The organism is Amycolatopsis sp. NPDC102522 (genome assembly GCF_055584485.1).
Genome location: NZ_JBVJLY010000009.1, coordinates 188,380 through 213,999, shown reverse-complemented (window position 1 = coordinate 213,999; position 25,620 = coordinate 188,380). Strand labels below are relative to the sequence as shown.

The following is a 25,620-nucleotide window of genomic DNA, read 5'->3' as shown; positions in this document are numbered from 1 at the left end:
GAGGCGCCCCCAATGTTGCCTGGCCAGCGCGTACCCGGCGAATCGCCGCCCCTGGCCGTGACCACCAGCCGCCGTGACGACGGCGTCCTCATCCTCACCGCCGTGGGGGAGATCGACGCGGCCACGATCGGACGGTTCCGCACCGAGCTCACCGGTGCCTGCGGCACGGGAAATCAGGTGATCCTGGACCTTTCCGGCGTTGGTTTCCTCAGTTGCGCCGGATTGCACGCCCTCGAGGAGGCCAACGCCGCGTCGCCCCGGTTCTCGGTGATCGTGAAAACCGCGCTGGTGTCACGGATTCTGGACATCAGCGGGGTCGGAGCCGACCTCGACGTCCGGCGGGACGTCGAGGACGTGCGACTCTAGGGCGCTAATCGTCGAGTTCGACCTCGTCCGCGGCGACGTCCGGCAGCAGGCCGCGCCAGCGCGGATTGCGCAGGCAGCCCGCGTCGGTCCAGCCGCCGAAGACGACCTCGCCGACGATGGTCGGCCGTGACCAGTGCGCGTCCCGCGCCTGTTTGTCCGGGACGGACCTGAACGGGGATGTCTTGCGCTCCAAGCGGAACAGCCGCTGGGACAGTTCCTCCAGCTCTTCGGCGGCGAAGCCGACGCCGACGTTTCCGATGTACCGCAAGCCGTCTTCGTGCGGGACACCGAGCAGCAGCGAACTGAACGTGCCCGCCCGGCTGCCCCCGCCCGGCCGCCAGCCGCCCAGTACCACCTGCTGGACCCTGGTCCCGGTGATGGAAAGCCATTCCCCGGTACGTTTTCCCGGGTGGTAAGCGGAGTTCGCCCGTTTGGCGACGATACCGGCGAGCCCGTGCTCGCGCGCCGCCCTGGCGACAGCGCCACCGTCCCCGAGGTAGAACCGGGGGACCTGCCAGTGCGGTCCGGCGAGGCCGAGCCCGTCGAGGAGTTCCCGACGTTCGACGTAAGGCAACTCGGCGCAAGAACGGCCGTCCAGGTGCAGGAGGTCGTTCACCAGGTAGAACGCCGGATAGCGCGCGGTGAGCCGTTTCGCGGAGTTCTTCGTCGCCCGTGCGCGGTGCCCGAGCCCTTCCGGACTCGGCTTCCCGCCGTCGAAGACGACGATTTCCCCGTCGAGAAAGGCTTCGGCGGCACCGAGCTGCTCGCCCAGCCCGCGGAATTCGGGGTACAGCCCGGTGACGTCGTCGCCCGAATCGTCGTAGGCGGTGATCCTGCCCCCGGAGACGCGGATCAACGTGCGGCGCCCTGACCAATCGAACTCGTAGGCCCACTCCGCGTCTTCGCCGGTCGAGGGGAGCCGCCCCGGTTTGGTCAGCATCGGGGCGAGGAACGGGGGGAGTTCCGCGCGGCCCGGTTCCGCCGGGTCGAGCCGTTTGAGCAGCCAGCCGCGATCGTTCCCGTCCTTCTTCACATTGAGGAACAGGTATTTCCCGCGTGCCCGTTTCCCGTGGAAGACGACTTCGACCTTGTGGTTGTTGAAGTGCAGCGTTTCGTACCGGCCAGTGTCCCAGATCGTCATGGTGCCGCCGCCGTATTCGCCGGCGGGTATTTCGCCTTCGAAGGTGAGGTATTCCATCGGATGGTCTTCGGTGTGCACGGCGAGGCGTTCGAGGTCCGGTGACATCGGCAGGCCCTTCGGCACCGCCCAGGAGACCAGCACACCGTCCCGTTCGAGGCGGACGTCCCAGTGCAGACTGCCGGCATGGTGTTCCTGGATGACGAAGAGGTCGTCGGCCCCGGTCTCCCCATCGCGATCCGGAAGGGGTTCGGGAGTCCGCCCCGGTCTGCGCTTACGGCGGTATTCGCCGAGTCTCTCCGCCATGGTCGGCCAGCGCACCCCTCTCCGGATCCGGTCACGCAAGCCTAGCGCCGTTCACGGTCCGTACGGGTGATGAAAGCCCCTTTTCCCGCTGCGAAGGCGGGAAAAGGGGCTTTCGTTCCGGCGTGGTTCAGTCGGTTTCGGCCAGTGCCTCCGCGAACTGCGCGGCGTAGAGCCGTGAGTACGCCCCTCCGGTGAGCAGCAGCGTTTCGTGATCGCCCTGCTCGACGATCGCACCGTTCTCCATCACGAGGATGACGTCCGCGTCCCGGATGGTGGAGAGCCGGTGCGCGATGACGAAACTCGTCCGCCCTTCGCGCAGCGAATTCATCGCTCGCTGGATCAGCACCTCGGTCCGGGTGTCGACCGAACTGGTCGCCTCGTCGAGGATGAGGATCGCGGGCTTCGCCAGGAACGCCCTCGCGACGGTGATCAGCTGTTTCTCGCCGGCGCTGACCGTGCCGCCCTCGTCGTCGATCACCGTGTCGTAGCCGTCGGGCAGGGTGCGGACGAACCGGTCGACGTGGGTCGCCTTGGCCGCCGCGAGGACCTCCTCGTGCGTGGCGTCCTCGGAACCGTAGGCGATGTTCTCCGCGATCGTGCCGCCGAACAGCCACGCGTCCTGCAGCACCATGCCGGTCTTGGACCGCAGGTCCTCGCGGTCCATCTCGGCGATGTCGACACCGTCGAGGGTGATCCGGCCACCGTCGAGTTCGTAGAACCGCATGAGCAGGTTGACCAGCGTGGTCTTCCCCGCGCCGGTCGGGCCGACGATCGCCACGGTGTGCCCAGGCTCGACGGTGAGCGACAGGTCTTCGATGAGCGGTGTGTCCGCGGCGTACCGGAAGGACACGTGCTCGAACTCGACCTGGCCGCGCACCTTCTCCACCCGCGCGGCTTCGGCGGGCTCGGGCTCCTGCTCGTCGGCGTCGAGCAGCGCGAAGACCCGCTCGGCGGACGCGATGCCGGACTGCAGCAGGTTCGCCATGCTGGCGATCTGCGTGACCGGCTGGCTGAACTGCCGCGAGTACTGGATGAACGCCTGGACGTCACCGAGCGACAGTGTCCCGGACGCCACCCGCAGTGCGCCGATCACGGCCACCAGCACGTAGCTCAGGTTGCCGATGAACATCATCGCGGGCTGGATGGTGCCCGAGATGAACTGCGCCTTGAAGCTCGCGCCGTAGAGCGTGTCGTTGTGCTCGCGGAAGACCTCTTCGGCCTCCTCCCGGCGGCCGAACACCTTGACCAGCGAGTGCCCGGTGTACATCTCCTCGATGTGTGCGTTGAGCCGCCCGGTGGTGGACCACTGCTTGATGAACTGCGGCTGCGCCTTCTTGCCGATCTTGGCCGCGACGAACACCGAAGCAGGCACCGAAAGCAGTGCGACCAGCGCGAGTACCGGCGAGATGACGAACATCATCACGAGCACGCCGATGACCATCAGTAGCGACGACACGATCTGCGCGAGGGTCTGCTGCAGGGACAGCGCGAGGTTGTCGATGTCGTTGGTCGCCCGGCTCAGCACCTCACCGCGCGGCTGGCGGTCGAAGTAGCTCAGCGGGAGCTTGGCGAACTTCGCCTCGATCTGTTCCCGCAGTTCGAAGACCGCCCGCTGGACCAGGTTCGTGGTCAGCCGCGACTGCAGGAGCGCGAAGAACGACGCCACGATGTAGAGCAGCAGCACCCACATCAGGACCTGGCCGACGGCGTCGATGTCGATCCGCTGGCCGGGTACGAAGTCGATCCCCGAGTACAGGTCGGCGAGCGTGGTGTTGCCTTCCGCCCGCAGCCCGGCGATGACCGCGTCCTTGCTCACCCCCTGGGGCATGTCCTTCGCGACGACGCCCGCGAAGATGAGGTCCGTCGCCATGCCGAGGATCTTCGGGCCGACGACACTCAGCGTGACGCTGGCGACGCCGAAGAGCAGGATGCCGTACAGCATGGCGCGCTGCGGCTGCAGCAGGCGCAGCAGGCGTTTCAGTGATCCCTTGAAGTCCAAGGCCTTCTCGGCGGGCTGTCCGCCCATGAAGGCGCCGGGGCCGCGGCCGAAACCGCCTCCGCCGGGACCGGGCCCGCGTGCCGCGCTCGCGCGCTCACCCGCCGGTTTGGCCGGGGCGGTCGAAGTGTCCGCCGTGGATTCGGGCGCGCTCATCAGGCGGCCTCCTGCTCGGTCAGCTGGGACAGCACGATCTCCCGATAGGTTTCGTTGCCGTCCATGAGTTCGGTGTGCGTTCCGTTGCCGACGACGCGGCCTTCGTCGAGCACGATGATGCGGTCGGCGTGGCGGATCGTGCTGACCCGCTGCGCGACGATGACCACAGTCGCCTCGGCGGTCTCGGCCACCAGCGCCCGCCGCAGCGCGGCGTCGGTCGCGTAGTCGAGCGCGGAAAAGGAGTCGTCGAAGAGGTAGATCTCGGGGCGCCGCACCAGCATCCGCGCGATCGCGAGCCGCTGCCGCTGCCCGCCCGAGACGTTGGTCCCGCCCTGGGCGATGGGGGAGTCCAGCCCCTCGGGCATCCGCTCGACGAAGTCCTTGCCCTGTGCCACCTCCAGCGCGTGCCACAGTTCCTCGTCGGTGGCGTCGGCCTTGCCGTAGCGAAGGTTGCTCGCCACCGTCCCTGCGAACAGGTACGGCTTCTGCGGCACCAGCCCGACGGCGTCGGACAGCACTGTCGGATGCAGTTCCCGGACGTCGACGTCGTCGACGCGCACCGAGCCGTCGGTGGCGTCCATCAGCCGGGGGATCAGGTTCAGCAGCGTGGTCTTCCCGCTGCCCGTGCTGCCGATGACGGCGGTCGTCTCACCGGGCATGGCCAGCAGCGAGATCTCCTGCAGCACCGGCTTCTCCGCACCGGGGTAGCGGAACTCCACATCGGACAGTTCGAGCCGTCCGTGCACTTCACCGGGGCTGACGGGGTTCGGCGGGAGGACGACGCTGGTGTGCGTGTCGAGCACCTCGGTGATGCGCTCGGCGCTGACCTCGGCTCGCGGCACCATCATGAACATGAAGGTGGCCATCATGACCGCCATCAGGATCTGCATCAGATAGGACAGGAACGCGGTGAGCGCGCCGATCTGCATGCTGCCGTCGTCGATGCGCAGCCCGCCGAACCACAGCACGGCGACGCTGGAGGCGTTCATCACGAGCATGACGATGGGGAACATCAGCGCCATGAGCCTGCCGACGATCAGCGAGACGTCCAGCAGCTCGGTGTTGGCCTTGGTGAACCGCCGCCGCTCGTGAGTGTCCTTGACGAACGCCCGGATCACGCGGATGCCCATGATCTGCTCGCGCAGGATCTGGTTGATCTTGTCGATCCGCTCCTGCATCAGCCGGAACGCCGGCCGCATCTTCGCGATGATGATCCCGACCGAGACGCCGAGGATCGGCACCACGACCACGAGCAGCCACGAGAGCGTGACGTCCTGGTTCAGCGCCATGATGATGCCGCCGAAGCACATGATCGGCGCGGACACCATCAGGGTGAACGCCATCAACGTCAGCATCTGCACCTGCTGGACGTCGTTGGTGGTGCGGGTGATCAGCGACGGCGTGCCGAACTGGCCGACCTCGCGGGCGGAGAAGTCCTGCACCCGGTGGAAGATCGCGCCGCGGACGTCGCGGCCGACAGCCATCGCGGTGCGGGCGCCGAAGTAGACGGCGCCGATCGAGCAGGCGATCTGCACCAGCGACACCAGCAGCATGACGCCGCCGACACCGAGGATGTAGTCCATGTCGCCCTTGACCACGCCGTGATCGATGATGTCGGCGTTCAGCGTGGGCAGGTAGAGCCCGGCGAGGGTCTGGACGAACTGCAGCAGCACGATCAGCCACAGGTCTCGCCGGTAGGGGCGCAGGTGAATGCGCAACAGCTTTGTCAGCACAACGGTTTCTCCCCCAGTGGTGGGTAGGGTGTTACTGCTTCTTCTGTTTTTTCACCGGTTCGGGTCCGGATCCGGTGAGCGAGGGGATGCCCGCGGAGGCTTCGTGCAGGAGCACCGCGAGTGTCTCCAGGAAGGGCCCGGCTCCCTCGTGGATCAGCCAGCTGAAGAACGCCGTCTTCACCGCGGACTCCACGATCGCCGCCATCAGCCGCGCGTTCAACGCGTTTTCCGCGCCCGCGCCCGCGCGTTCCAGAATGGCGTCGGCCAAGACCTGCTCGACCTTGGCGTGCGCCTTGAGGAACTCGCCCTGCATCGACGGGTGCAGGAGCAGTGACCGTGCCAGCGTCACGGAGTCGCGGTTCGGTTCTCCCAAGCTGCTGTAGGCCTCCAGCGTCGCGGCGCTGACCGCCTTCCACAGCGTCTCTTCGGCGGGCCGGTCACGGAGCGCCTCCCGCAGGAGTTCCTGCCGTTCGACGATGAACGAGCAGATCGCCTCCTCCTTGCTGGAGAAGTAGTTGTTGAACGTGCGCGGGGAGACTCCGACGGCGTTGGAGATGTCTTCGACGCGAACCTGTTCGACGCCCTTCTCGACGGCGAGTCTGAGCGCTGCCTCGCTCATGGCGCGACGGGCCGCGCGTTTCTTGCGTTCGCGCAGTCCGAGAGGAACGGTCGGGTCGAGGGTCACCCCGACAGAGTAGGCAAAAGTTGCGGGGCGCGCAAATTTCTGCGCAGTCCGCACTTTTCGGACATCCCCCGTGTCGCAGGACACTCAAGATGAGCCGAATGGCCTAGTGGGCACCGCTCACCAGCCGTAACGCTTTCGAGACCGCGTCACTGCCAGCTGTTGGACGGAAACCGACTGTGGACACGGATAGTGACTTCTGCTTGCATGACCGTCGTTGTGCTGGGGAGTGCGACACCGGTCCGGGTACGCGAAAGAGAAAGAAGTGGAAGCACATGGTGACGCGGGCTCGAGGCTTGCTTGACCGCTCACGGGTTCTTCTGGACCGTTCCAGGGTCGCCGCGGCGCAGTTCCTCGCCGCACCGCCCCGGCACGCTCCGTCGGCTCCGCCCGCCGAACCGCCGGTGGTGGAACAGCGGCCCGCTGTGGAGGCGCCAGACGCCGGCGCGCTAGCCGGCGTCTGTTCCAATGTCGCGCTGCGCGACCTCAATCTGCTCGACCAGTTGCTCGCGCAACTGGAGACGATGGAGGCGGGGGAGGACAATTCCGACCGCCTCGCCGAGCTCTACCGGCTCGACCACCTGGCGACCCGCCTGCGGCGCAACGCCGAGAACCTGCGCGTGCTCGCCGGCCGCGACGCCGACGACACGGCTGCCGGGATCTCGTCCGTGCTCGACGTGATGCGGGCCGCGATGTCGTCGATCGACCACTACTCGCGGATCACGATCGGCCGCGTCGTTTCGCTCGGTGTCGTCGGTTTCGCCGCCGAGGACGTCAGCCGGATCCTCGCGGAACTGTTCGACAACGCGGCGAACCAGTCTTCGCCGAGTTCTCCGGTCAGCGTCAGCGCGCACCTCACCGAACAGGGGAGTGTGCTGATCCGCATCGAGGACGAGGGCATCGGCATGCCGCCCGATCGCCTCGCGGTGCTGAACGAGCGCCTCGCGGCAGGTCCGGTACTCGACGACGATTCGGTGCGGCACATGGGACTCGCCGTCGTCGGCAGGCTCGCCGACCGGCACGAGATCATCGTCAAACTCGACCGCCGTACCCCGCACGGCACGGTCGCCACCGTGCTGCTGCCGGTCCCGGTGGTCTCGGAACTGGCCGAGAAGCAGTGGTCCGGCTCGCAGACCGTGGTGCTGCCGCAGGCCAGGATCACCAACGGAGCCCCCGTGGGGAACCCCGTCGCGACGCCGTCCGGGCTGCCGAGGCGCCGCCCGGCCACCTCGGTGGAACCGGAACGCAAGCCCAGCCCGCGTCCGCGCACGGCCTTCCAGCCGCCCGCCGCCGACGGCGGCACCACGGCGAGCGGTCTTCCGCGCCGGGTTTCCCGCAGTATCAGGACTTTGCCCGACGAACCGGCCCTGCCGACCACCCCGCCCGCCGACGCGGCGGACGGGCACGAGGCGCTGCTGGCCGACCTCGATGCCTTCAGCGACGGCGAGCGCGCCGCTCTCGATGACCGGCACGAGCGTGAGACCGGAGGAAACACCCAGTGACCGCCCAGGACGCGACCACGGATTTCACGTGGCTGCTCGACGACTTCGTGCGCAAGGTGCACGGCGCCAGTCACGCGCTGATCATGTCCGTCGACGGTTTCCCTTTGACCGCTTCGGAATCGGTGTCCAGTGACGACGCCGAGCAGCTCGCCGCCATCGCGAGCGGCCTGCTCAGCCTCGCGGGCAACAGCGCCGCGCTGTTCGGCAAGGGCAACTGCGAGCAGATCATCATCCGGCTCACCCGCGGGTACTTCCTGTTCATGGGGATCGGTGCCGAGGCCGGGCTCGCGGTGCTCACCGAACCGGACTGCGACATGAAGGTCGTCGCCTACGAGATGACCCAGTTCATCACCAACGCCGGTCACGCCCTCACCCCCGAGGTGCGGGCGGGACTCCGGCAGGTCCTGACCGCCCGACGGCCGCAGGCCTGAGAATCCGGAGAAGGAAGGGATGACCGTGTCCAGCGACCAAGCTCCGGACCGGCCGGTCAAGATGCGCAGCCGCAGAATCCGGCCGTACGCGCTGACCGGCGGCCGCACCAAGAGCAGCCAGCTGCTGCTGGTGGAGACCCTGATCTCGGTTCCGCGTTATGACCCTTCGCTGGCCGAGGCGCTGATGCCCGAATCGCGTTCACTGTACGAGCGCGCCCGCGAACGCTCGTCGATCGCCGAGCTCTCGGTGGGACTGGATCTGCCCTTGGGCGTGGTCCGTGTGCTCATCGGCGACCTCGCCACCCAGGGCGCCGTCTTCGTGCACCCGACGGCCCACGCTTACAACCACGATACGAACGTGCTCGAGAGGATCCTCGATGGACTCAAGCGCCTCCCGGTCTGACGCCGATCTTCTGGCGATCTCCGCCAAGATCGTGGTCGCCGGTGGATTCGGCGTGGGCAAGACGACGTTCGTCGGCTCCGTCTCCGAGGTCCCGCCCCTGAGCAACGAAGCATGGATGACCGAGGCAGGCGCCGGGGTCGACGAGCTGGTGCCGCCCGGGACCAAATCCACGACCACGGTCGCGATGGACTTCGGCCGGATCACCCTGCGTGAAGACCTGCTCCTGTACCTGTTCGGCACTCCCGGTCAGGCTCGCTTCTGGTTCCTCTGGGACGACCTCTCGCGCGGCGCGCTCGGCGCCGTCGTGCTGGTCGACACCAGCCGGATCGACCAGTCGTTCGCCGCGATCAACTACTTCGAGAACGACTCTGAGCTGCCGTTCATCGTCGCGGTCAACCAGTTCGAGGGGACGGCGGTGCACGACCTCGAGGAGGTCCGCGACGCGCTGGCGCTGTCCCCGGACATCCCGCTGGTCACCTGCGACGCCCGCGACCCGAAGTCGGCGGTCGCGACGTTGCGGGAACTGGTGTCCCACACGCTGTCCCTCGCGGTGGTCTCCGGACCAGGTCGGGAATTTGCTTCACTCAGCTGAACAGTTCTGGGAGGAACGTCGAGGATGCGCAAGGTTCTGATCGTCGGTGCCGGGCAGTCGGGGTTGCAGCTGGCCTTGAGCCTGCTGAACCACGACTACGACGTCACGGTGATGTCGGCGCGGACACCGGACGAGATCCGGTCCGGCAAGGTGATGTCGACCCAGTGCATGTTCCACTCCGCCTTGCAGCACGAGCGGGACCACAAGCTGAACCTGTGGGAGGACGAGACCGTCCGGGTCGAGGGACTCGGCGTGTCCATCGCCGGACCGGATTCCGCTCGCGTGCTGGACTGGTTCGCGCCGCTGGAGAACTACGCGCAGTCGGTGGACCAGCGGGTGAAGATGGCGGCCTGGCTGGAGCTGGTGGAGGATCGCGGCGGCAAGGTCGTCATCCACGGCGTCACCACTTCGGATCTGGCGCCGCTGGCGAAGCTGTACGACCTGGTCGTCATCGCGGCGGGCAAGGGTGAGCTGGTCCAGCTGTTCGACCGGATGCCGGAGCGTTCGCCGTACACCGAACCGCAGCGCGCGCTTTCGCTCGCCTACGTGCACGGCCTCGAGCCCCGGCCCGAGCACCCGGACAAGGCGGCGGTGCGCTTCAACATCATCCCCGGTGTGGGCGAGCTGTTCATGATCCCCGCGTACACGCTGAGCGGGAACTGCGACATCCTGTTCTTCGAGGGCATCCCCGGCGGGCCGCTCGACTGCTGGGGCGATCGGCCTACGCCGCAGCAGCATCTCGACAGGATCCTGTCGCTGATGAAGCAGTTCCTCCCGTGGGAGTACGAGCGCTCGCGCGACGCCGTGCTGACCGACGAGAAGGCGACGCTGGCCGGCGGGTACACCCCGGTCGTGCGGAGCGCGGTCGGCAAGCTGGCGTCGGGGACCGCCGTGCTCGGCATGGCCGACGTCGTGGTGGCCAACGACCCGATCACCGGCCAGGGCTCCAACAACGCGAGCCACTGCGCGGCGTCCTATCTGGACTCCATCCTCGAACGCGGGGACAAGCCGTTCGACGAGGAATGGATGACGGCGTCGTTCGAGAAGTACTGGGAGTACGCCCAGCACGTCACGACCTGGACCAACGCGATGCTGCAGCCGCCGCCCCCGCACGTGCTCCAGATCATCGGCGCGGCGGGGGAGAAGCCCGCCGTGGCGCAGCGGTTCGCGAACGGGTTCTCCGATCCGACCGACTTCCAGCACTGGTTCTTCGATCCCGCGAAGGCGGAGAAGTACCTGGCCGAAGCCTGATTCGAGGACCGCGGCAGTCCTGCGACCGGGTTCGCGGGACTGTCGCGGTGAGCCTTTTCGGGTTACCGTTGTCACCGTGCGTGAGTACGGCAGGTGACGGCGGAGGTGCGGCGCGATGCGTTCGATGTGGAAGGGCTCGGTGTCCTTCGGGCTGGTGAGCATCCCGATCCAGCTCTACGCGGCCACCGAGAACAAGAACGTCTCGCTGCGCCAGGTGCACGAATCCGACGGCGGCCGAATCCAGTACAAGCGGTTCTGCACGATCGACGGCGAGGAAGTGCCCTACGCCGAGATCGCCAAGGGCTACGAGCTGCCCGACGGCGAGATGGTCGTGCTCACCGACGAGGACATGTCCGAGCTGCCGCTGGCGTCTTCGCGGGCGATCGACGTGCTCGAGTTCGTGCCGCTGGAGTCGATCGACCCGATCCACTTCGACAAGACCTATTACCTCGAACCGCAGAAGAACGCCGTCAAGCCGTACGTGGTTCTGCGTGACGCGCTGGAGAAGGCGAGCCATGTCGCGATCGCGAAGGTCGCCATCCGGCAGCGGGAGACGCTCGCGATCCTGCGGGTGCACAGCGACGTCCTGATGATGACGACCATGCTGTGGCCCGACGAGGTCCGTGTCCCGGACTTCGGGTTCCTGCACGAGGATCCGCCGCAGGTGCGGCCGCAGGAACTGACGATGGCGGGTTCGCTGATCGACTCCCTGTCGGAGCCGGTGTTCGAGCACGAGAAGTACAACGACTCCTACCGCGAGGCGCTGGAGGCCATGATCGAGGCCAAGGCCGCGGGCAACGAGACGGCGAAACCGAAGGCCGTCGGCGCGAAAGCCGACGTCGTCGATCTCATGGAGGCCTTGCAGGCCAGCGTGAGCGAGGCGAAGAAGAGCCGGAAACCGTCGACGGCCAAGAAGGCCACCGCCGCCAAGAAACCCGCTTCCGGCAAGCGGACCCCCAAGAGCGCCTGACTCTCCTTTGTGGACAGTTGTGCCCGGCATCACCCGGCCGGGTCTCGCGACACGCCGTGCGTATGCCAGGATCTGTCGCCCCTCGGTGGTAGTAAGGCAATCGAGGAGAACTTTTCCGGAGCGATCTTCGATCTGATCGCGGGAGGCGGCATGAGCATGGAGTGCGCGTTCTGCACTGGCGGACTCGACCACTGCCACGGAACCCTGGTGGTCCACCTCGACGGTGGATTCGCCGAATGCAGCGAAGACGGCTGCGTCGACCTCGACTTCGCCCGGCACACGCTGACGATCGACTGCTTCGACGTCGATGGCGGTTGCTCGTGCGCGGAGGTGTCGGCTCAGCTGCTGTTGCGAGCTTCTTGACCGACGGTCAATACACCAGTCCCGCCCGAATCGGGTGATCAGGACCGATTGCCACTCGAAGGTGTATGCATTCGTGTACATAGTGGCCGGACATGTGTTAACTATGACGGGGTCCTCCGGCTCTCCCTCCCCCTCGGAGCCGGGGGACCCCTTCATGTCACTGTGCTTCCTTCGTGGTGCCGTCAGAAACGCAGACCGCGTCCCAAACCCCGTCTCCGTCCGCGTAGTCACTCGCGGGAAGTGCTCCCAGCGGACCTAGGACGTCGTCGCCCGCTCCGGCCGCCGCGGCGGCACGCAGGAGTTCGTCGCGTCCGCACGGGTAGCTCGCCTCCGCCAAGTACGGGCGAGGGTCCGTTCCGGCCATCGGCCATCTCTCCTTCTGCTCGTCCGCTGCGGATACCCGACGGGCGGAGAACGGAAACAGACCGGGCACCCGGCGTGAGGGGAACGCCGGGTGCCCGGTCTGCTTGAGGGCTGGTGCTCAGTACCAGTGGGCGCGACCGCCGATGGCCTTCCCGGTGTTCCCGAGAACGGCCAGGATGATGCCGATGACCGCAAGCGCGATCCCGATCGAATACAGAACAGGGATGCTGGCGATGACACCGATGACAATCAGGATGACGCCGAGAATGATCACGGGGGCACCTTCTCCTTCGTAGTCGCCCGGCTCGACTGCTGCCGGGGTGTGGCTACTAAGGGGATTCCCGCTTCAAACCGCGAGAAACAGGTCCATCCGGCCGTAGTTTTCACGCATTCGGCCTAGTGCTTCGCCGGGTTGGTGAGGTGCCGGGTCGTGAGTGGCGATTGGGGTTATTTGAGGGGTAAGGCAAACCTGGCGTGTTTGTGGACGGTGTCGGTGACTCTGCGCGACACCGGGCCTGTGGCGTCGACTGTGTGGATTTTGGTGCGTTGGATGACCAGAAATCCACACAGTCCTGTCGTGACCGGACCGGTCACGACAGTCGGACAGGGAGGGTGTGTGGAAATAGGGACGTTGAGCGTCCCTATTTCCACACACCCCTCACCCTGAGTGACAACTCGCGCCCTCGTCGACCCGACACCTTTGCCTTACCCCTCAAATAGAACCCGAATCGCCACTCACGAGGCGGCAAGACCTCAGTACCGGTAGTGGTCCAGCTTGTACGGGCCTTCGACGTCCACGCCGATGTACTCGGCCTGGCGCTTGGTCAGCTTCGTCAGCCGGACGCCCAGCGCGTCGAGGTGCAGGCGCGCAACCTTCTCGTCGAGGTGCTTCGGCAGCACGTGGACGTCGGTGGCGTACTCGCCCTGCTTCGTGAACAGCTCGATCTGCGCGATCGTCTGGTTGGTGAAGGAGTTCGACATCACGAAGCTCGGGTGGCCGGTCGCGTTCCCGAGGTTCATCAGCCTGCCCTCGGACAGCACGAGGATCGAGTGCGCTTCGCGGTCGGCCGTCGCGGGGAAGACCCACTCGTGCACCTGCGGCTTGATCTCGATCTTCTGGATGCCCGGGATCTTCGCGAGGCCTGCCATGTCGATCTCGTTGTCGAAGTGCCCGACGTTCGCGACGATCGCGTTGTGCTTCATCTTGGCCATCTGGTCGGCCATGATGATGTCGAAGTTGCCGGTGGTGGTGATGAAGATGTCGCCACGCTCGAGGACGTCGTCGAGTTCCACGACGTCGAGGCCCTCCATCGCCGCCTGCAGCGCGCAGATCGGGTCGATTTCGGTGACGACCACGCGGGCGCCCTGGCCCCGCAGCGATTCCACCGCGCCCTTGCCGACGTCGCCGTAGCCGCAGATGACCGCGACCTTGCCCGCGATCATCACGTCGGTACCGCGGTTGAGGCCGTCGATGAGCGAGTGGCGGATGCCGTACTTGTTGTCGAACTTCGACTTCGTCACCGAGTCGTTCACGTTCATCGCCGGGAAGAGCAGTTCGCCTTCCTTGGCGAGCTTGTAGAGCCGCTTGACGCCGTTGGTGGTCTCCTCGGTGACCCCGCGGACCTCCTTGGCGATGCGGGTGAACCGGCCGGTCTCCTTGGTCAGGCTCTGGCGCAGGGTCTCCAGCACGAGGCCGTACTCCTCGCCGTCCTCCTCGGTCGCCTGCGGCACGGCGCCGGCGGCCTCGAACTCGACGCCCTTGTGGATCAGCAGGGTCGCGTCGCCGCCGTCGTCGAGGACCATGTTCGGGACGAGGCCGTCACCGAAGTCGAAGAGCTGGTCGGTGCACCACCAGTACTCGGCGAGCGTCTCGCCCTTCCACGCGAACACGGCCGAACCCGAGGGCTTCTCGACGGTGCCGTCCGGGCCGACGACGACGGCCGCGGCCGCCTCGTCCTGCGTGGAGAAGATGTTGCAGGACACCCAGCGCACCTCGGCGCCCAGTGCGACGAGCGTCTCGATCAGCACGGCGGTCTGAACGGTCATGTGCAGCGAACCCGCGACCCGCGCGCCCTTCAGCGGCTGCGAGTCGGCGTATTCGCGGCGCAGCGCCATCAAGCCGGGCATCTCGACCTCGGCGAGGCGCAGCTGCTTGCGACCGGCCTCGGCGAGGGAGAGGTCGGCGACGGCGAATTCGATCCCGTTGACCTTGGACAGGGTGGGGCTCACTGGTTCTCCATTCATCAAGGAAGGCAAGGCGGAGCGGTCCTTCTCGCCGGTGGCGGGAAGAACGGTGTCAGTGCGGGGGTTCAGCGCACGGCCTCGACGACGACGGCCGGAAAAGGGTTCTGACGCAAGAAAGGCACCTCCGCAGCGGGAGGCGCCCTTACGTCTGTCGCAGCGGGCCGAGCGTGGCGGAAGAATTCCGTCGCAGCGCCTCTCGGCCCGGAACCAGGATGGCAAAGCGCCGCGAGCGCTGTCAAGGCGACGTGGGTCGCGCCGCCACCGAGAGGAATTCGGCCCGGACGCCCAGCAGGCGGACCGGTCTGGCGAGATCGAACATGTCGAGGACGGCCAACGCCGCTTTCTCGATCTCGGCCGGGTCCGAGGTCGGTGCGGGCAGGGTCACGCTGTGCGTATGGGTCAGGAACGGTGCGAACCGCACCTTGACCGCGACCCGTGCGGCGGGCCTGCCTTCCTCGGCGACGTCCTGTGAGACCCGTTTCGCCAGCGCGACGACCTCGGCGGCCATGGCCCCGGGATCGGTCAGGTTCTGCTGGAAGGTCGTCTCGCGGCTGCGGGACCGTGCCACGTAAGGCGTCGCGGTGACCTCGGCGTCGCCGATCCCGCCGGCGAGGATCCGGTACCACGGGCCGAGCTTCGGGCCGAACCGGGCGGCGAGGTCCGCCGGATCGGCGCCTGCCAGCTCCAGCACGGTGCGGTAGCCCGCCTCGGCGAGCTTCTTCGTGGTCTTGGCGCCGATGCCCCAGAGCGCGTCCGCCGGCTTCTCGGCCATGACGTCCCACCAGTTCTCCTGGACGAGGCGGAAGATCCCGGCCGGTTTGGCGAATCCGGTGGCGAGTTTGGCGCGCAGCTTGTTGTCCCCGACACCGACCGAGCAGGACAGCCCGGTCTCCTCGGCCACCGCACGCCTGATGTCGGCGGCGAGTGCTTCGGGGTCGTCGGTGGTGGCGCCGAGGAACGCTTCGTCCCAGCCGAGCACCTCGACCACCACCGGGAACTCCCGCAGCGTCGCCATCACCCGATCGGAGACTTCTTGGTACGCGGGCGCGTCCGTGGCCAGGAAGATCGCGTCGGGACAGCGTTTCGCGGCGGTTCGCAACGGCATCCCGGACCGGATGCCGAACTCCCTCGCCTCGTAGGACGCCGTCGCCACCACGGCCCGTTCGGCCGGATCGCCCGTGCCGCCGACGATCACGGGCTTGTCGCGCAGCTCAGGCCGCCGGGCGACCTCGACCGCCGCGATGAACTGGTCGAGGTCGACGTGAAGTACCCAGCTCACGCACTCCCGGACGGCCATGCCGGGAGTTTAGGACCGTTCGGCGATCTCGTCGCGCATCCGCTGCTCGTTCTCCTGCAGCTCCGGCGTGAAGTTCTCACCGAAGTCCTCGGCTTCCAGGATCTTGCGGACCTCGAGCACGGTGTCACCGGTCGGGGGAGTGGGACAGCGCTTCGCCCACTCGATCGCTTCGGCGCGAGAAGGGACATCGACGATCCAGAAGCCGCCGACGAGTTCCTTGGCCTCGGTGAACGGCCCGTCGGTGACCGTGGACCCGGCGGCGCTGAGCGTGACCCGCGCGCCCTTCGAGCTCTCCTGCAGGCCTTCGCCGCCCACCAGCACCCCGGCGTCGAGCATGTCCTGGTTGAACTTCGCCATCGCGGTCAAGGCCTCCATCGGCGGCATCTTCCCGGCTTCGGAATCCTCGTCCGCCTTGATGATGATCATGAACCGCATGCGTCTTCCTCCCAGTGAACCGGACGTATCGCCCGGACTCTACCGGCGGACGGGAAGACGGATCAGTCGCGCCCGAACCGGGACAGGTGCACGATCACCGCCGTGGTCACGGTGATCATCCCGGCCAGCAGGAGAGCGGGACTGTTCAGCACCATGCCCAGCAGCATCAGCAAACCCGCGGTGATGTCGAGACTCAGGACGACCGCCAGGCGGACCAGGGGAGGCCGCGCGGGCTTTCCGGAACGGAGCCGGGCGGCCAGCGTCGGCTCGGTGAGCTCGAACCAGCGCTCGATCTTCTCCAGCTCTTGCCGATCGTGATGGCTCAGCATCGGTTTCTCCTTCGGCGCGCCCCGCCCGTCGACATCCACGGAATACCCAGGCGCAAGGCGAGGTAAGCATCGAATTTCGCGAAATTTCGTATAACGACCTATACGTCTCGGCGAGCGGAACACCCCGTTTAGGCCGAATGGTTGCACCATTAGTGGTTTCGGCACGCAGAAAGATCGTCAAGGAGTGGCGTGATCGGTAGTTTCTGCGCTTGTGGCCACGGCGGCCGCAAGCTGCTCCATCCGGGAGGACGCGCGCGATGACCATACCCACCGAACCGATCGGCAGCATTCCCCGTCCGGCCTATCTCATCGAAGCGCTCGGTGAGCATTCGGCTGGACGGCTCGACGCCGACGGGCTCGGCGAGTTGCAGGAGCAGGCCCTCGTCGACACCATCAAACGCTTGGAGGAGACCGGTTCGCCGGTCATCACCGATGGCGAACAGGGCAAGCCGAGCTTCGCCACCTACCCGTTGGCGGGTCTCACGTCGCTGGCGCCGGACGGTGTCGTCATCCCCTTCGCCGACGGGCACACCCGGCAGCTTCCGCGGCTCACCGCCGGGCCTTTCCGCTATCAGACCTATGCCGACACCTATCTGCGCGAGGCCAAGAAGCACACGGCCAAACCGGTGAAACAGGCGGTGATCGCGGCTTCGGCGATCGGGCTCGTCTACCCCGGTGAAGAATTGGCCGGATATGACAGAGAACAGTTCATCGCCGACCTGGTGAATGAGGCGGAGGCCGATATCCGCCGCAGTCTCGACGCGGGCGCGGACAGTGTTCAGATCGACTTCACCGAGGGCAGGTTGTCGCTGAAGCTCGACCCGTCCGGGGGATTGCTGCAATCCTTTGTGGACCTGAACAACGCCGTGCTCGACCGGTTCTCCGACGAGGAGCGGACGAAGATCGGCGTGCACACCTGCCCCGGTGGGGACCAGGACTCGGTGCACAGTCTCGACGTCGACTACGCCGGGCTGCTGCCGACGTTGTTCCAGCTGAAGGTGGGCAACGTCTACGTCCAGCTGGCCAGCGAGGCGGATCCCGATCGGGCGCTGCGGGTGATCGCCGAGCACTCCCGTCCTGAGCAGCGGATCTTCGTCGGCGTGACCGATCCGATCGACCCGCGCGTCGAAACCTCCGAAGAGGTCCGGGACAGGGTTCTGAGGGCGGCGCAGTTCATCCCGCCGGAGAAGCTGGGCACCTGTGACGACTGCGGGTTCTCGCCGTTCGCAGACGACACCTCGACGTCGCGGGAGACCGCGTTCGCCAAGATCGCCGCCCGCGTCGAAGGCACCCGCCTCGCCGCCGAATCCCTCTGACGCCGTGTGATGGGCGCCTTCGGTCAGTTCTGGACCGCGACGCGGATCCCGAGCCCGACCAGGAAGGTGCCCATCACCGCGTCCATCGCGCGACGCACCCGGCCGGAGCTGAAGAACCGCCGCAGTGAACCGACCAGCGTCGCCAGGGTGAAGGTCCACACCACGGCCACCGTCGTGGCCAGCACAGCCAGCTGCAGGGTCTGCCCGGTCGAGGCCGAGTGCGGAAGGAACTGCGGGATCAGCGCGAGAAAGAAGACCGCGACCTTCGGGTTGAGCAGGTTGGTGAGCAGGCCCTGTCGAAACGTTTCCCTGGGCGCGAGGACGGGCGCCACCTTGTCCTTGAGGTCGCTGTAGTCGCCGCGGCGCACCGCCAGCCACGCCTTGACGCCGAGGAAGACCAGGTACGCGGCGCCGATCAGCTTGACCACGGTGAAGGCGATCGCGGACACGGTGAGGACCGCCGCGACGCCGAGCGCGATCGCGACCACCCAGACGAAGACGCCGAGCGCGATGCCGAGTCCGGCGGCGATCCCGGCCTTGCGCCCGCCGAGGATCGCGCTGCGGGTCACCACCAGGAAATCCGGGCCCGGTGCCATCGCGCCGAGCAGGCAGATCAAGACGAACGAAAGTGCGGTGGCCCCGGAGATCATTCTCCGATCCTATCCGGCTGTTCGACGTCCCTGGCCATGACAGCGCCCGGAAGATCGACGCCGTCGGGCGTCGTCACCGTCACCCGTTCGACTTCGGTGAAGCCGAACGACAGGTACAGCGGGACACCGGGCATGGTCGCGGTCAGCGTCAGCGAAGTGAACCCCTCGGCTTTCGCCGCGAGACGGCACGACTCGAGGATCGCGCGTCCGAGCCCGCGCCGGGTCCAGTCGCCGCGGACGAACATGGCGCGCACCCGCGCCGGTTCGGTGGCCGGGTCGAGCGGGCGTTCGTCGTCGGCCGCGTCGCCCGCGCCGGCGTGCGTCTTGTTGCGCCTGCTCCAGCCTCCGCAGGCGACGATCTCGCCGTCCGCCTCGTGCACGAAGTAGGTGCCGTCCTCGATCAACCGCAGGTCGATGGCCGCGATGTGCTCCGCCGCGCTCGCGGTCTGCGTCTCGTCGTAGAACCGGGGGAACAACTCCAGCACCGAAGCCCGCATCAGTGCCGCGATGGCGGGCGCGTCGGCGAGGGTGGCCGTCCGCTGCGGCGGCGTGTACGTCGTCATGCCGCGGAAGATAGCCAACGACGACGGCCGCGCCTACCGGATAATCGCGGGATGATCACCGGCGACGGCTGCGAGCTGTGGACTTCGGCGACCGGCCGGGGTGAACCGATCCTGTGCTGCCACGGCGGCCCGGGTCTGTGGGACATGTTCGGCACCCTCGATCCACGCCCGGGGTTCCGGCTGATCCGGTGGGACCAGCGCGGCGCCGGCCGCTCGGAGGCGCGCGGCCCGTACACGCTGGAGCGGATGGTGGCCGACGTCGACGCCGTCCGTGCGTGGCACGGACTCGACCGCGTCCCGGTGCTCGGGCATTCGTGGGGCGCTCATCTCGGTCTCCTCTACGCCCTCGCGCATCCGGAGCGGGTGAGCGCGCTCGTCTACGTGTCGGGTGTCGGCCTCGGGCACGACTGGCGCCCGGAGTTCGAGCGGAACTTCGAGAGGGTGCTGGGGGAGCGATATTCGCGGTGGGCCGAGCTTCGCGAGAAGGATCGCGACGAGGCCGAAGAACGTGAACTCGCTGTGCTGCAGTGGACGGCCGATTTCGTGGCGGAGGGCGCGCGTCATGCCGAAGCGATGGCGACGCCCTGGTTCCCGATCAACTACGAGGCGAATGCCGCGCTGAGCGAGGAAATGCGGACGGTGTCGGAATCCGCGCTCGTCCCGGCTTGCCGGTCGCTGCCGGTGCCGACGCTGATCGTGGACGGGATGGCGGACAACCGGCCCCGATGGGCCGTCGACTCGCTGGAACGGGCGCTGCCCTCGGTGACCCGGGTGCGGCTGCCCGGTGTCGGGCACGTGCCGTGGCTGGAGGCGCCGGACGAGTTCCGCGCCGCCGTGGTCGCTTTCCTGGATGGCCGCCCGGGGGTGTCATGAAAGGGGCTTTCAGGACGAAAAACGTCTTGAAAGCCCCTTTCATGACATCGCCGCGCGTCAGGCCTTGATGATCGGCTGCTGCAACTCGGTGACCCACTTGTCCCCGTCGTCCGGGCACTCGAGGTAGAACTCCCGCGCCGGGCCGTTCGCGCGGTATCCGTGCGCGTCGACCCACCTCGCCAGCGCCTGGTAGCTGGAAAGCACGGTCTCCATCGAGCCCCGGTGCAGGATCGTGGCCGCGGTCGCCACTTCGGCGAGGCTCACCGTCGAGAATCCTTCGGAGCCGTCGGTTTCGGCCGCGATCGGGACGGCGGCGTGGATCAGCACCCGTTCGCCGTCGGTGTCGTCCTCGTAGTAGGCGATGAGCGGTCCCGACGGCGTGATCGGGCCGAGCGCGCCGAACAGGTCCTTGTACAGCCCCTGCACGACCGGCCCGATCTCTTCGTTCACGTATCCGCTCGCCGTCCCGGTCAGCTCGGCGACGCGCACCGCGGGCAGGCTTTTGACGACGACGTCTTCGGAAGGCATGCTTCCCTCGCTTTCGATCGATCGGAGCCTCGCTTCGACGGCCTGGAGCCGTGCCTCGTCGGCCGCGATGGCCGTTTCGAGTTCGGCCCGGCGCAGCCGCAGCATCCCGCGTAGCTCGTCCGCGCCGATCTCCGCGTCGAGGATCTCCTGCACCTGGGTGAGCGTGAAGCCCAGATCCTTGAGCGCGATCACCCGGTTGAGCCGGGCCAGCTGGTCGCCGGTGTAGGAACGGTAGCCGCTGAACGGGTCCACGTGGGCGGGCCGCAGCAGCCCGATGGCGTCGTAGTGACGCAGCATCCGGACCGATACCCGGCCGTGTTTGGCGAAATCTCCGATGCTGAACATGATGCCTCCCACCGGACAGCCTGACACGGTGTCACAGTCAAGCGGTCACCGTACGAGCCGGAAGAACGACCGCACCTCCTCGGTGAACACGGCCGGCTGTTCGAAGGCCGCGAAGTGGCCGCCCCGCTCCAGTTCGTTCCAGTACCGGATGTCGGTGAACCGGCGTTCGGCCCAGCGACGGGACGGGCGCGGCGACTCGCGAGGGAAGATCGAGCAGCCCGTCGGCACGGCGATCGTGTCCACAAGGGATTCGGTGAACCAGCTCGACACTTCGGCGAAACTCTCCCAGTACAACCGGGCCGACGAGGCGCCGGTGCCGGTCAGCCAGTAGAGCGTGATGTCGTCGAGCATCGCGTCGCGGCTCAGCGCGTTCTCCGGACGGCCGTCGCAATCCGTCCACGCCTGGAACTTCTCGACGATCCACGCGCACAGCGCGACCGGTGAGTCGGCCAGCGCGTAGCCGATCGTCTGCGGTCGCGTCCTCTGCAGGTTCGCGTAACCCGACCCGTCCGCGTTCCCGCGTTCGAGATCGTCGAGAGATTTCCGCTCGGCTTCGGTGAGATCGCCGAACGTCGCCGGATCCGGTGCCGCGAGCGGCGGGTTGAGGTGGATCCCGGCCAGGCGCTCGGGCGCCGTCCGCCCCATGAGCGTGGTGATGCTCGTGCCCCAATCGCCGCCTTGGGCGCCGTAGCGTTCGTAACCCAGGCCGTCCATGAGGTGGATCCACGCGTCGGCGATGCGCTGGATCGACCAGCCCGTCTTCGCGGGCCTGTCGCTGAAGCCGTACCCGGGCAGGGAAGGCACGACGACGTGGAAGGCGTCGGCCGCGTCGCCGCCGTGGGCGACCGGATCGGTGAGCGGGCCGAGCACGTCGAGGAATTCGAAGACCGACCCCGGCCAGCCGTGGCTGAGGATGAGCGGCAGTGCGCCGGGATGCGGGGAGCGGGCGTGCAGGTAGTGGATGCCGAGCCCGTCGATCTCGGTGCGGAACTGGGGAATCGCGTTGAGCCGCGCTTCCGCGGCACGCCAGTCGTAGGTCTCCGCCCAGTAGGAGCAGAGCTCACGCAGGTACGCGGCGGGTACCCCTTGCGACCAGTCTTCGACGGTCTCGTCTTCGGGCCGGCGGGTGCGGCGGAGCCGGGTGCGGAGGTCTTCGAGATCGGCCTCCGGAATCCGGCTCGGAAGGGCGTGGTCTCCATACCCGCCGACGCTAACAAGGGTGTCCGACAAAAATCCGTAGGACCACTCATCCGGTATACCGCCCGTTGACCGCAGGCAGGTCGGCGGGCTATTCTCGATATACGAAAGAAAGTTTCCGCAGAGCGAAATTGCAGAGGTTTCGATGGCTGATCTTGCGGGTTCGCGTCATGCGCTGCCCTACGTGCTGAACCTGTCGCTGGTCTTCACCGAGTTGCCGCTGCTCGACCGCGCGGAGGCGGCGCGCGCGGCGGGCTTCACCGCGGTCGAGTACTGGTGGCCGTTCGAGACGCCGGTGCCGGACGCCGCCGAGGTCGACGCGTTCGTGGCCTCGGTCGAGCGGGCGGGCGTCGCGGTGACCGGACTGAACTTCTTTCCCGGCGACATGGCGGGAGGCGACCGAGGCCTGGTCACCTGGCCCGGCCGCGAAGACGACTTCACCCGCGGCGTCGCTTCCGCGATCGACCTCGGCGAGCGGCTCGGGTGCCGCCGGTTCAACGCGCTCTACGGCAACCGGATCGACGCCGCGGACCCGGCGGGACAGGACAAGCTCGGCCTGTCGAACCTGGCGCTCGCGGCGGACGCGGCCGCGCGGATCGGCGCGGAGATCGTCCTGGAACCGTTGTCGGGAGCGGAGAAGTACCCGCTCAAGACCGCGGACGACGTCCTGAATGTGCTCGACGAACTCGGGCGGGACAACGTGAAGCTGCTGGCCGACCTGTACCACCTGGCGGTCAACGGAGACGACCTCGACACGGTCACGACCGTCCACACCGGACGGATCGGCCACGTGCAGATCGCCGATGCCCCAGGGCGCCACCAGCCGGGGACCGGAACGCTGGACATCGAAGGATACCTGGAGAAGCTGCAGACGGCGGGCTACCGCGGGCAGGTCGGCGTGGAGTACAAACCCGACGGGCCGAGCGCGGAATCGCTGTCGTGGCTGCCTTTCGAACGAAGGGGACTGGCATGACCAAGCTGGGATTCATCGGCCTGGGGATCATGGGCGGGCCGATGGCGGGACATCTCGCCGCCGCCGGCCACGAGGTGAGCGGATTCGACACGAACGCCGACGCGCTCGCGAGGCTGGAAGCGGCGGGCGGCCGGGCCGCGAACGGGGTGACGGACGCCGTGGCCGGCGCCGAAGTCGTCATCACCATGCTGCCGAACCACCCGCAGGTCGAGGCGGTCGTGCTGGCGGCGGGCGGCGTGCTGGAATCGGCGAAACCGGGCACCCTGCTGATCGACATGAGCACGATCCGGCCGGAGACCTCCATCGAGGTGGCCGAACGGGCCGGTGAACGGGAGATCCGCGTGCTGGACGCGCCCGTTTCCGGTGGTCAGGCCGGCGCCGAGCAGGCCTCACTGTCCATCATGGCCGGTGGTGACGACGAGGATTTCGTCGCCGCGCTCCCGATCCTGGAGGCCGTCGGCAAGACCATCGTCCATGTGGGGCCGCATGGCGCCGGACAGGTCGTCAAGGCCGCGAACCAGCTGGTGGTCGGTGGGACGTACGGACTGATCGCCGAGGCGATCGTGCTGCTGGAGGCTTCCGGCGTGGACGCCGGAGTCGGGCTGGACGTCCTCGCGGGCGGCCTGGCGGGCAGCCGGATCCTCGAACTCAAGCGGAAGTCCATGGTGGCGCGGGAATTCGCGCCGGGCTTCCGGATCGACCTGCACCACAAGGACATGGGTATCGCGCTCGCCGCCGCCAGGCAGGCCGACGTCGCGCTGCCGATCACCGGGCTGGTCGCCCAGCTCGTCGCCGCCGGACGGGCGATGGGCCACGGCTCGCTCGATCACTCCGCACTGCTGAAGGTCGTCGAAGCGCTGTCCGGCGCGGAAAGCAAGGAGTGAGGAATGCCCAGAATCCCCGCCATGCAGGCCGTCGTCGACGTCCTGGTCAGTGAAGGCGTCGACACCGCTTTCGGCTGTCCCGGCGCCGCGATCCTCCCGCTCTACCACGCGATGCAGGGCAGCGGCATCGAGCATCTGATCGTGCGCCACGAAGAAGGCGCGACCCATATGGCCGACGGCTGGGCCAGGACCACCGGCAACGTCGGGGTCGCGATCGGCACCTCCGGGCCCGCCGGGACGAACATGATCACCGGGCTCTACACCGCGCAGGCCGATTCGATCCCGATCCTGTGCATCACCGGGCAGGCCGACTCGCGGAAACTGCACACCGAGGCGTTCCAGGCCGTCGACATCGTCGAGATCGCCAAACCGGTGACGAAGTGGGCGGTGCAGGTCAAAGAGGCGGCCCAGCTGCCGTGGGTGTTCCGCGAGGCGTTCCGGATCGCGCGGTCCGGCCGCCCGGGTCCGGTGCTGATCGACCTGCCGATCGACGTCCAGCGCCAAGAGATCGAATGGGACTCCAGCATCGACTCGCCGCTGCCGGTGATCGTGGCGACGCCGTCGCCCGCCAGGGTCGAACGAGCACTGGATCTGTTGCTGGCAGCCGAACGACCGCTGATCCTCGCGGGCGGTGGCGTGGTGCTCGGCGGCGCGAGCGACCGGCTGCGGACCGCGGCCGAACTGCTCGGCGTCCCGGTCGGCGTGACACTGATGGGCAAGGGGACCTTCCCCGAAGACCATGACCTGTTCGCCGGCATGGCGGGCATCCAGACGTCGCAGCGCTGGGCGAACGCGGCCTTTCTCGAAGCGGATCTGGTGCTGGCGCTCGGCGCGCGGTTCGGCGACAGGCACACCGGCGACCTCGACGTCTACCGCGGCGACCGGAAGTTCATCCACGTCGACATCGAGCCGACACAGCTGGGCAAGGTGTTCGGGCCCGACCTCGGGATCGTGTCGGACACCGGCGCCTTCCTCGACGCGCTGATCGAAGCGGCGTCGAAGCGTTCTCCGGCGCGGGATCGCGCGTGGCCGCGGCGGATCGGCGAACTCAGGGAGAGCCTGCCGCGACGGGAAGACTTCGAGGACACGCCGATCAAGGCGCCCCGGGTGTTCAAGGAGATCAACGAGTTCTACGGCGAGGACGCCTACTTCGTCACCGCGATCGGGCTGTACCAGATCTGGTCCGGGCAGTTCCAGCGCGCGCACAAGCCACGGCACTACCAGGTCTGCGGCCAGGCCGGCCCGCTCGGCTGGGAGATCCCGGCGGCGATCGGCGTCAAGAAGGCGAAACCGGAGGCCGAGGTCGTCGGCGTCGTCGGGGACTACTCGTTCCAGTTCCTGGTGGAGGAGCTGGCGGTGGCCGCGCAGTACGACGTCGGGTTCGTGCTGATCATGCTCAACAACGAGTACCTCGGGCTCATCCGGCAGGCCGAGACCGGCTACGAGATGAACTTCGAGGTCGACATCCACTACGACAAGAACGGCACGGACAACGTCAAGGTCATGGAGGCCTACGGCTGCTCCGGGACCCGCGTCACCGAGCCGGGCGAGATCCGGGCGTCGCTGGAGTGGGCGCGCAAGGAGGCCGAGCGGACCTCGCGGCCGGTGCTGGTGGAGATCATGATCGAACGCGAAGGGAACGCCGCGATGGGCAAGGCGCTCGACAGTGTCGTCGAGTTCGAGCCGATCGCGGGCTGATGACGGTGCCCGGCCGCTGCCCTGCGGCGACCGGGC

At 67.6% G+C, this 25,620-nt stretch carries 27 protein-coding genes; 13 read left to right on the top strand and 14 right to left on the bottom strand.

Annotation, left to right across the window (positions count from 1 at the left end; all coding sequences use genetic code 11):
- Positions 1–12: 12 nt before the first annotated feature.
- Positions 13–366, top strand: a complete 354-nt coding sequence (locus ACZ6YV_RS22665) for an STAS domain-containing protein (protein ID WP_465511512.1) — start codon at positions 13–15, stop codon at positions 364–366.
- Positions 367–370: 4 nt separating this feature from the next.
- On the opposite strand, the gene ACZ6YV_RS22660 is transcribed toward ACZ6YV_RS22665, so the two are convergent.
- From ACZ6YV_RS22660 to ACZ6YV_RS22645, 4 genes are all read right to left on the bottom strand, one after another.
- On the bottom strand, positions 371–1,810 hold the full coding sequence (locus ACZ6YV_RS22660) for a DNA polymerase ligase N-terminal domain-containing protein (protein ID WP_465511511.1): 1,440 nt from the start codon (positions 1,808–1,810) through the stop codon (positions 371–373).
- A 127-nt stretch (positions 1,811–1,937) separates the two neighbouring features.
- Entirely contained in the window at positions 1,938–3,962 is a 2,025-nt protein-coding gene (locus ACZ6YV_RS22655) for an ABC transporter ATP-binding protein (RefSeq protein WP_465511510.1), read from the bottom strand.
- The gene (locus ACZ6YV_RS22650; RefSeq protein WP_465511509.1) at positions 3,962–5,695 is read right to left on the bottom strand and encodes an ABC transporter ATP-binding protein; all 1,734 of its coding nucleotides are present in this window, start codon (positions 5,693–5,695) and stop codon (positions 3,962–3,964) included. Before ACZ6YV_RS22650 ends, ACZ6YV_RS22655 begins: the two co-directional genes overlap by 1 nt.
- Before the next feature lie 31 nt (positions 5,696–5,726).
- Entirely contained in the window at positions 5,727–6,380 is a 654-nt protein-coding gene (locus tag ACZ6YV_RS22645; RefSeq protein ID WP_465511508.1) for a TetR/AcrR family transcriptional regulator, read from the bottom strand.
- A 272-nt stretch (positions 6,381–6,652) separates the two neighbouring features.
- On the opposite strand from ACZ6YV_RS22645, the gene ACZ6YV_RS22640 reads away from it, so the two are divergent.
- The 7 genes from ACZ6YV_RS22640 to ACZ6YV_RS22610 all read left to right on the top strand — a co-directional run bounded on the left by ACZ6YV_RS22640 (position 6,653) and on the right by ACZ6YV_RS22610 (position 11,889).
- The gene (locus ACZ6YV_RS22640) at positions 6,653–7,879 is read left to right on the top strand and encodes a sensor histidine kinase (protein WP_465511507.1); all 1,227 of its coding nucleotides are present in this window, start codon (positions 6,653–6,655) and stop codon (positions 7,877–7,879) included.
- Positions 7,876–8,310: a roadblock/LC7 domain-containing protein gene (locus ACZ6YV_RS22635; RefSeq protein WP_005159022.1), complete on the top strand. Its 435-nt coding sequence runs from the start codon at positions 7,876–7,878 to the stop codon at positions 8,308–8,310. The genes ACZ6YV_RS22640 and ACZ6YV_RS22635 overlap by 4 nt, the downstream gene beginning before the upstream one ends.
- A 19-nt stretch (positions 8,311–8,329) precedes the next feature.
- Positions 8,330–8,713 (top strand): DUF742 domain-containing protein, encoded by a 384-nt coding sequence (locus ACZ6YV_RS22630; protein ID WP_039918479.1) that lies wholly within the window; start codon positions 8,330–8,332, stop codon positions 8,711–8,713.
- Positions 8,688–9,305 (top strand): GTP-binding protein, encoded by a 618-nt coding sequence (locus tag ACZ6YV_RS22625; protein WP_465511506.1) that lies wholly within the window; start codon positions 8,688–8,690, stop codon positions 9,303–9,305. Before ACZ6YV_RS22630 ends, ACZ6YV_RS22625 begins: the two co-directional genes overlap by 26 nt.
- A 24-nt stretch (positions 9,306–9,329) precedes the next feature.
- Positions 9,330–10,556: a styrene monooxygenase/indole monooxygenase family protein gene (locus ACZ6YV_RS22620; protein ID WP_465511505.1), complete on the top strand. Its 1,227-nt coding sequence runs from the start codon at positions 9,330–9,332 to the stop codon at positions 10,554–10,556.
- A gap of 115 nt (positions 10,557–10,671) precedes the next feature.
- Positions 10,672–11,526: a non-homologous end joining protein Ku gene (gene ku / locus ACZ6YV_RS22615; protein WP_465511504.1), complete on the top strand. Its 855-nt coding sequence runs from the start codon at positions 10,672–10,674 to the stop codon at positions 11,524–11,526.
- A 150-nt stretch (positions 11,527–11,676) separates the two neighbouring features.
- Positions 11,677–11,889: a hypothetical protein gene (locus ACZ6YV_RS22610; protein ID WP_378239269.1), complete on the top strand. Its 213-nt coding sequence runs from the start codon at positions 11,677–11,679 to the stop codon at positions 11,887–11,889.
- A gap of 157 nt (positions 11,890–12,046) precedes the next feature.
- Here ACZ6YV_RS22610 and ACZ6YV_RS22605 read toward each other — a convergent pair whose 3' ends face one another.
- The 6 genes from ACZ6YV_RS22605 to ACZ6YV_RS22580 all read right to left on the bottom strand — a co-directional run bounded on the left by ACZ6YV_RS22605 (position 12,047) and on the right by ACZ6YV_RS22580 (position 16,557).
- A complete protein-coding gene (locus ACZ6YV_RS22605; protein ID WP_465511503.1) occupies positions 12,047–12,253 on the bottom strand; it encodes a DUF2795 domain-containing protein in 207 nt (68 codons plus the stop codon).
- A gap of 117 nt (positions 12,254–12,370) precedes the next feature.
- Positions 12,371–12,526, bottom strand: coding sequence for a DUF6131 family protein (locus tag ACZ6YV_RS22600; RefSeq protein ID WP_005159014.1), 156 nt, complete (start codon positions 12,524–12,526; stop codon positions 12,371–12,373).
- Positions 12,527–13,005: 479 nt separating this feature from the next.
- Entirely contained in the window at positions 13,006–14,481 is a 1,476-nt protein-coding gene (ahcY, locus tag ACZ6YV_RS22595; RefSeq protein WP_465511502.1) for an adenosylhomocysteinase, read from the bottom strand.
- A gap of 250 nt (positions 14,482–14,731) precedes the next feature.
- Positions 14,732–15,793 carry a DNA polymerase IV gene (locus tag ACZ6YV_RS22590; protein ID WP_465511501.1) on the bottom strand — a complete coding sequence of 354 codons (1,062 nt, stop codon included), beginning with the start codon at positions 15,791–15,793 and terminating at the stop codon, positions 14,732–14,734.
- A gap of 9 nt (positions 15,794–15,802) precedes the next feature.
- Positions 15,803–16,228, bottom strand: coding sequence for a YciI family protein (locus ACZ6YV_RS22585; protein ID WP_465511500.1), 426 nt, complete (start codon positions 16,226–16,228; stop codon positions 15,803–15,805).
- A 62-nt stretch (positions 16,229–16,290) separates the two neighbouring features.
- Entirely contained in the window at positions 16,291–16,557 is a 267-nt protein-coding gene (locus tag ACZ6YV_RS22580; protein WP_465511499.1) for a DUF3040 domain-containing protein, read from the bottom strand.
- A 257-nt stretch (positions 16,558–16,814) separates the two neighbouring features.
- Here ACZ6YV_RS22580 and ACZ6YV_RS22575 point away from each other — a divergent pair, with 257 nt between their 5' ends.
- Entirely contained in the window at positions 16,815–17,873 is a 1,059-nt protein-coding gene (locus ACZ6YV_RS22575; RefSeq protein ID WP_465511498.1) for a cobalamin-independent methionine synthase II family protein, read from the top strand.
- A 23-nt stretch (positions 17,874–17,896) separates the two neighbouring features.
- On the opposite strand, the gene ACZ6YV_RS22570 is transcribed toward ACZ6YV_RS22575, so the two are convergent.
- Positions 17,897–18,523 (bottom strand): LysE family translocator, encoded by a 627-nt coding sequence (locus ACZ6YV_RS22570; RefSeq protein WP_465511497.1) that lies wholly within the window; start codon positions 18,521–18,523, stop codon positions 17,897–17,899.
- Positions 18,520–19,086, bottom strand: coding sequence for a GNAT family N-acetyltransferase (locus ACZ6YV_RS22565; protein ID WP_465511496.1), 567 nt, complete (start codon positions 19,084–19,086; stop codon positions 18,520–18,522). Before ACZ6YV_RS22565 ends, ACZ6YV_RS22570 begins: the two co-directional genes overlap by 4 nt.
- A 51-nt stretch (positions 19,087–19,137) precedes the next feature.
- On the opposite strand from ACZ6YV_RS22565, the gene ACZ6YV_RS22560 reads away from it, so the two are divergent.
- Positions 19,138–19,959: an alpha/beta fold hydrolase gene (locus ACZ6YV_RS22560; RefSeq protein WP_465511495.1), complete on the top strand. Its 822-nt coding sequence runs from the start codon at positions 19,138–19,140 to the stop codon at positions 19,957–19,959.
- A 57-nt stretch (positions 19,960–20,016) separates the two neighbouring features.
- Here ACZ6YV_RS22560 and ACZ6YV_RS22555 read toward each other — a convergent pair whose 3' ends face one another.
- Together ACZ6YV_RS22555 and ACZ6YV_RS22550 are read right to left on the bottom strand one after the other, a co-directional pair.
- Positions 20,017–20,832 (bottom strand): MerR family transcriptional regulator, encoded by an 816-nt coding sequence (locus tag ACZ6YV_RS22555; protein ID WP_465511494.1) that lies wholly within the window; start codon positions 20,830–20,832, stop codon positions 20,017–20,019.
- Positions 20,833–20,877: 45 nt separating this feature from the next.
- Complete coding sequence (locus tag ACZ6YV_RS22550) at positions 20,878–22,062, bottom strand: epoxide hydrolase family protein (RefSeq protein WP_465511493.1); 1,185 nt, start codon at positions 22,060–22,062, stop codon at positions 20,878–20,880.
- Positions 22,063–22,174: 112 nt separating this feature from the next.
- Between ACZ6YV_RS22550 and ACZ6YV_RS22545 the strand changes: the two genes are divergently transcribed.
- The 3 genes from ACZ6YV_RS22545 to gcl are packed head-to-tail and all read left to right on the top strand — an operon-like array spanning position 22,175 to position 25,584.
- Positions 22,175–23,002, top strand: coding sequence for a hydroxypyruvate isomerase family protein (locus tag ACZ6YV_RS22545; protein WP_465511492.1), 828 nt, complete (start codon positions 22,175–22,177; stop codon positions 23,000–23,002).
- Positions 22,999–23,886 carry an NAD(P)-dependent oxidoreductase gene (locus ACZ6YV_RS22540; RefSeq protein ID WP_465511491.1) on the top strand — a complete coding sequence of 296 codons (888 nt, stop codon included), beginning with the start codon at positions 22,999–23,001 and terminating at the stop codon, positions 23,884–23,886. Before ACZ6YV_RS22545 ends, ACZ6YV_RS22540 begins: the two co-directional genes overlap by 4 nt.
- A gap of 3 nt (positions 23,887–23,889) precedes the next feature.
- Positions 23,890–25,584 (top strand): glyoxylate carboligase, encoded by a 1,695-nt coding sequence (gene gcl / locus ACZ6YV_RS22535; protein ID WP_465511490.1) that lies wholly within the window; start codon positions 23,890–23,892, stop codon positions 25,582–25,584.
- The last annotated feature ends 36 nt before the right edge of the window (positions 25,585–25,620 follow it).

Excerpts from the sequence above, each read along its gene's own strand:
- ACZ6YV_RS22665 (WP_465511512.1), top strand. The coding sequence starts at position 13 with ATGTTGCCTGGCCAGCGCGTACCCGGCGAATCGCCGCCCCTGGCCGTG.
- ACZ6YV_RS22660 (WP_465511511.1), bottom strand. The coding sequence starts at position 1,810 with ATGGCGGAGAGACTCGGCGAATACCGCCGTAAGCGCAGACCGGGGCGG.
- ACZ6YV_RS22655 (WP_465511510.1), bottom strand. The coding sequence starts at position 3,962 with ATGAGCGCGCCCGAATCCACGGCGGACACTTCGACCGCCCCGGCCAAA.
- ACZ6YV_RS22640 (WP_465511507.1), top strand. The coding sequence starts at position 6,653 with ATGGTGACGCGGGCTCGAGGCTTGCTTGACCGCTCACGGGTTCTTCTG.
- ACZ6YV_RS22630 (WP_039918479.1), top strand. The coding sequence starts at position 8,330 with ATGACCGTGTCCAGCGACCAAGCTCCGGACCGGCCGGTCAAGATGCGC.
- ACZ6YV_RS22625 (WP_465511506.1), top strand. The coding sequence starts at position 8,688 with ATGGACTCAAGCGCCTCCCGGTCTGACGCCGATCTTCTGGCGATCTCC.
- ACZ6YV_RS22620 (WP_465511505.1), top strand. The coding sequence starts at position 9,330 with ATGCGCAAGGTTCTGATCGTCGGTGCCGGGCAGTCGGGGTTGCAGCTG.
- ku (WP_465511504.1), top strand. The coding sequence starts at position 10,672 with ATGCGTTCGATGTGGAAGGGCTCGGTGTCCTTCGGGCTGGTGAGCATC.
- ACZ6YV_RS22610 (WP_378239269.1), top strand. The coding sequence starts at position 11,677 with ATGAGCATGGAGTGCGCGTTCTGCACTGGCGGACTCGACCACTGCCAC.
- ACZ6YV_RS22605 (WP_465511503.1), bottom strand. The coding sequence starts at position 12,253 with ATGGCCGGAACGGACCCTCGCCCGTACTTGGCGGAGGCGAGCTACCCG.
- ACZ6YV_RS22590 (WP_465511501.1), bottom strand. The coding sequence starts at position 15,793 with ATGGCCGTCCGGGAGTGCGTGAGCTGGGTACTTCACGTCGACCTCGAC.
- ACZ6YV_RS22585 (WP_465511500.1), bottom strand. The coding sequence starts at position 16,228 with ATGCGGTTCATGATCATCATCAAGGCGGACGAGGATTCCGAAGCCGGG.
- ACZ6YV_RS22580 (WP_465511499.1), bottom strand. The coding sequence starts at position 16,557 with ATGCTGAGCCATCACGATCGGCAAGAGCTGGAGAAGATCGAGCGCTGG.
- ACZ6YV_RS22575 (WP_465511498.1), top strand. The coding sequence starts at position 16,815 with ATGACCATACCCACCGAACCGATCGGCAGCATTCCCCGTCCGGCCTAT.
- ACZ6YV_RS22570 (WP_465511497.1), bottom strand. The coding sequence starts at position 18,523 with ATGATCTCCGGGGCCACCGCACTTTCGTTCGTCTTGATCTGCCTGCTC.
- ACZ6YV_RS22565 (WP_465511496.1), bottom strand. The coding sequence starts at position 19,086 with ATGACGACGTACACGCCGCCGCAGCGGACGGCCACCCTCGCCGACGCG.
- ACZ6YV_RS22560 (WP_465511495.1), top strand. The coding sequence starts at position 19,138 with ATGATCACCGGCGACGGCTGCGAGCTGTGGACTTCGGCGACCGGCCGG.
- ACZ6YV_RS22555 (WP_465511494.1), bottom strand. The coding sequence starts at position 20,832 with ATGTTCAGCATCGGAGATTTCGCCAAACACGGCCGGGTATCGGTCCGG.
- ACZ6YV_RS22545 (WP_465511492.1), top strand. The coding sequence starts at position 22,175 with ATGGCTGATCTTGCGGGTTCGCGTCATGCGCTGCCCTACGTGCTGAAC.
- ACZ6YV_RS22540 (WP_465511491.1), top strand. The coding sequence starts at position 22,999 with ATGACCAAGCTGGGATTCATCGGCCTGGGGATCATGGGCGGGCCGATG.
- gcl (WP_465511490.1), top strand. The coding sequence starts at position 23,890 with ATGCCCAGAATCCCCGCCATGCAGGCCGTCGTCGACGTCCTGGTCAGT.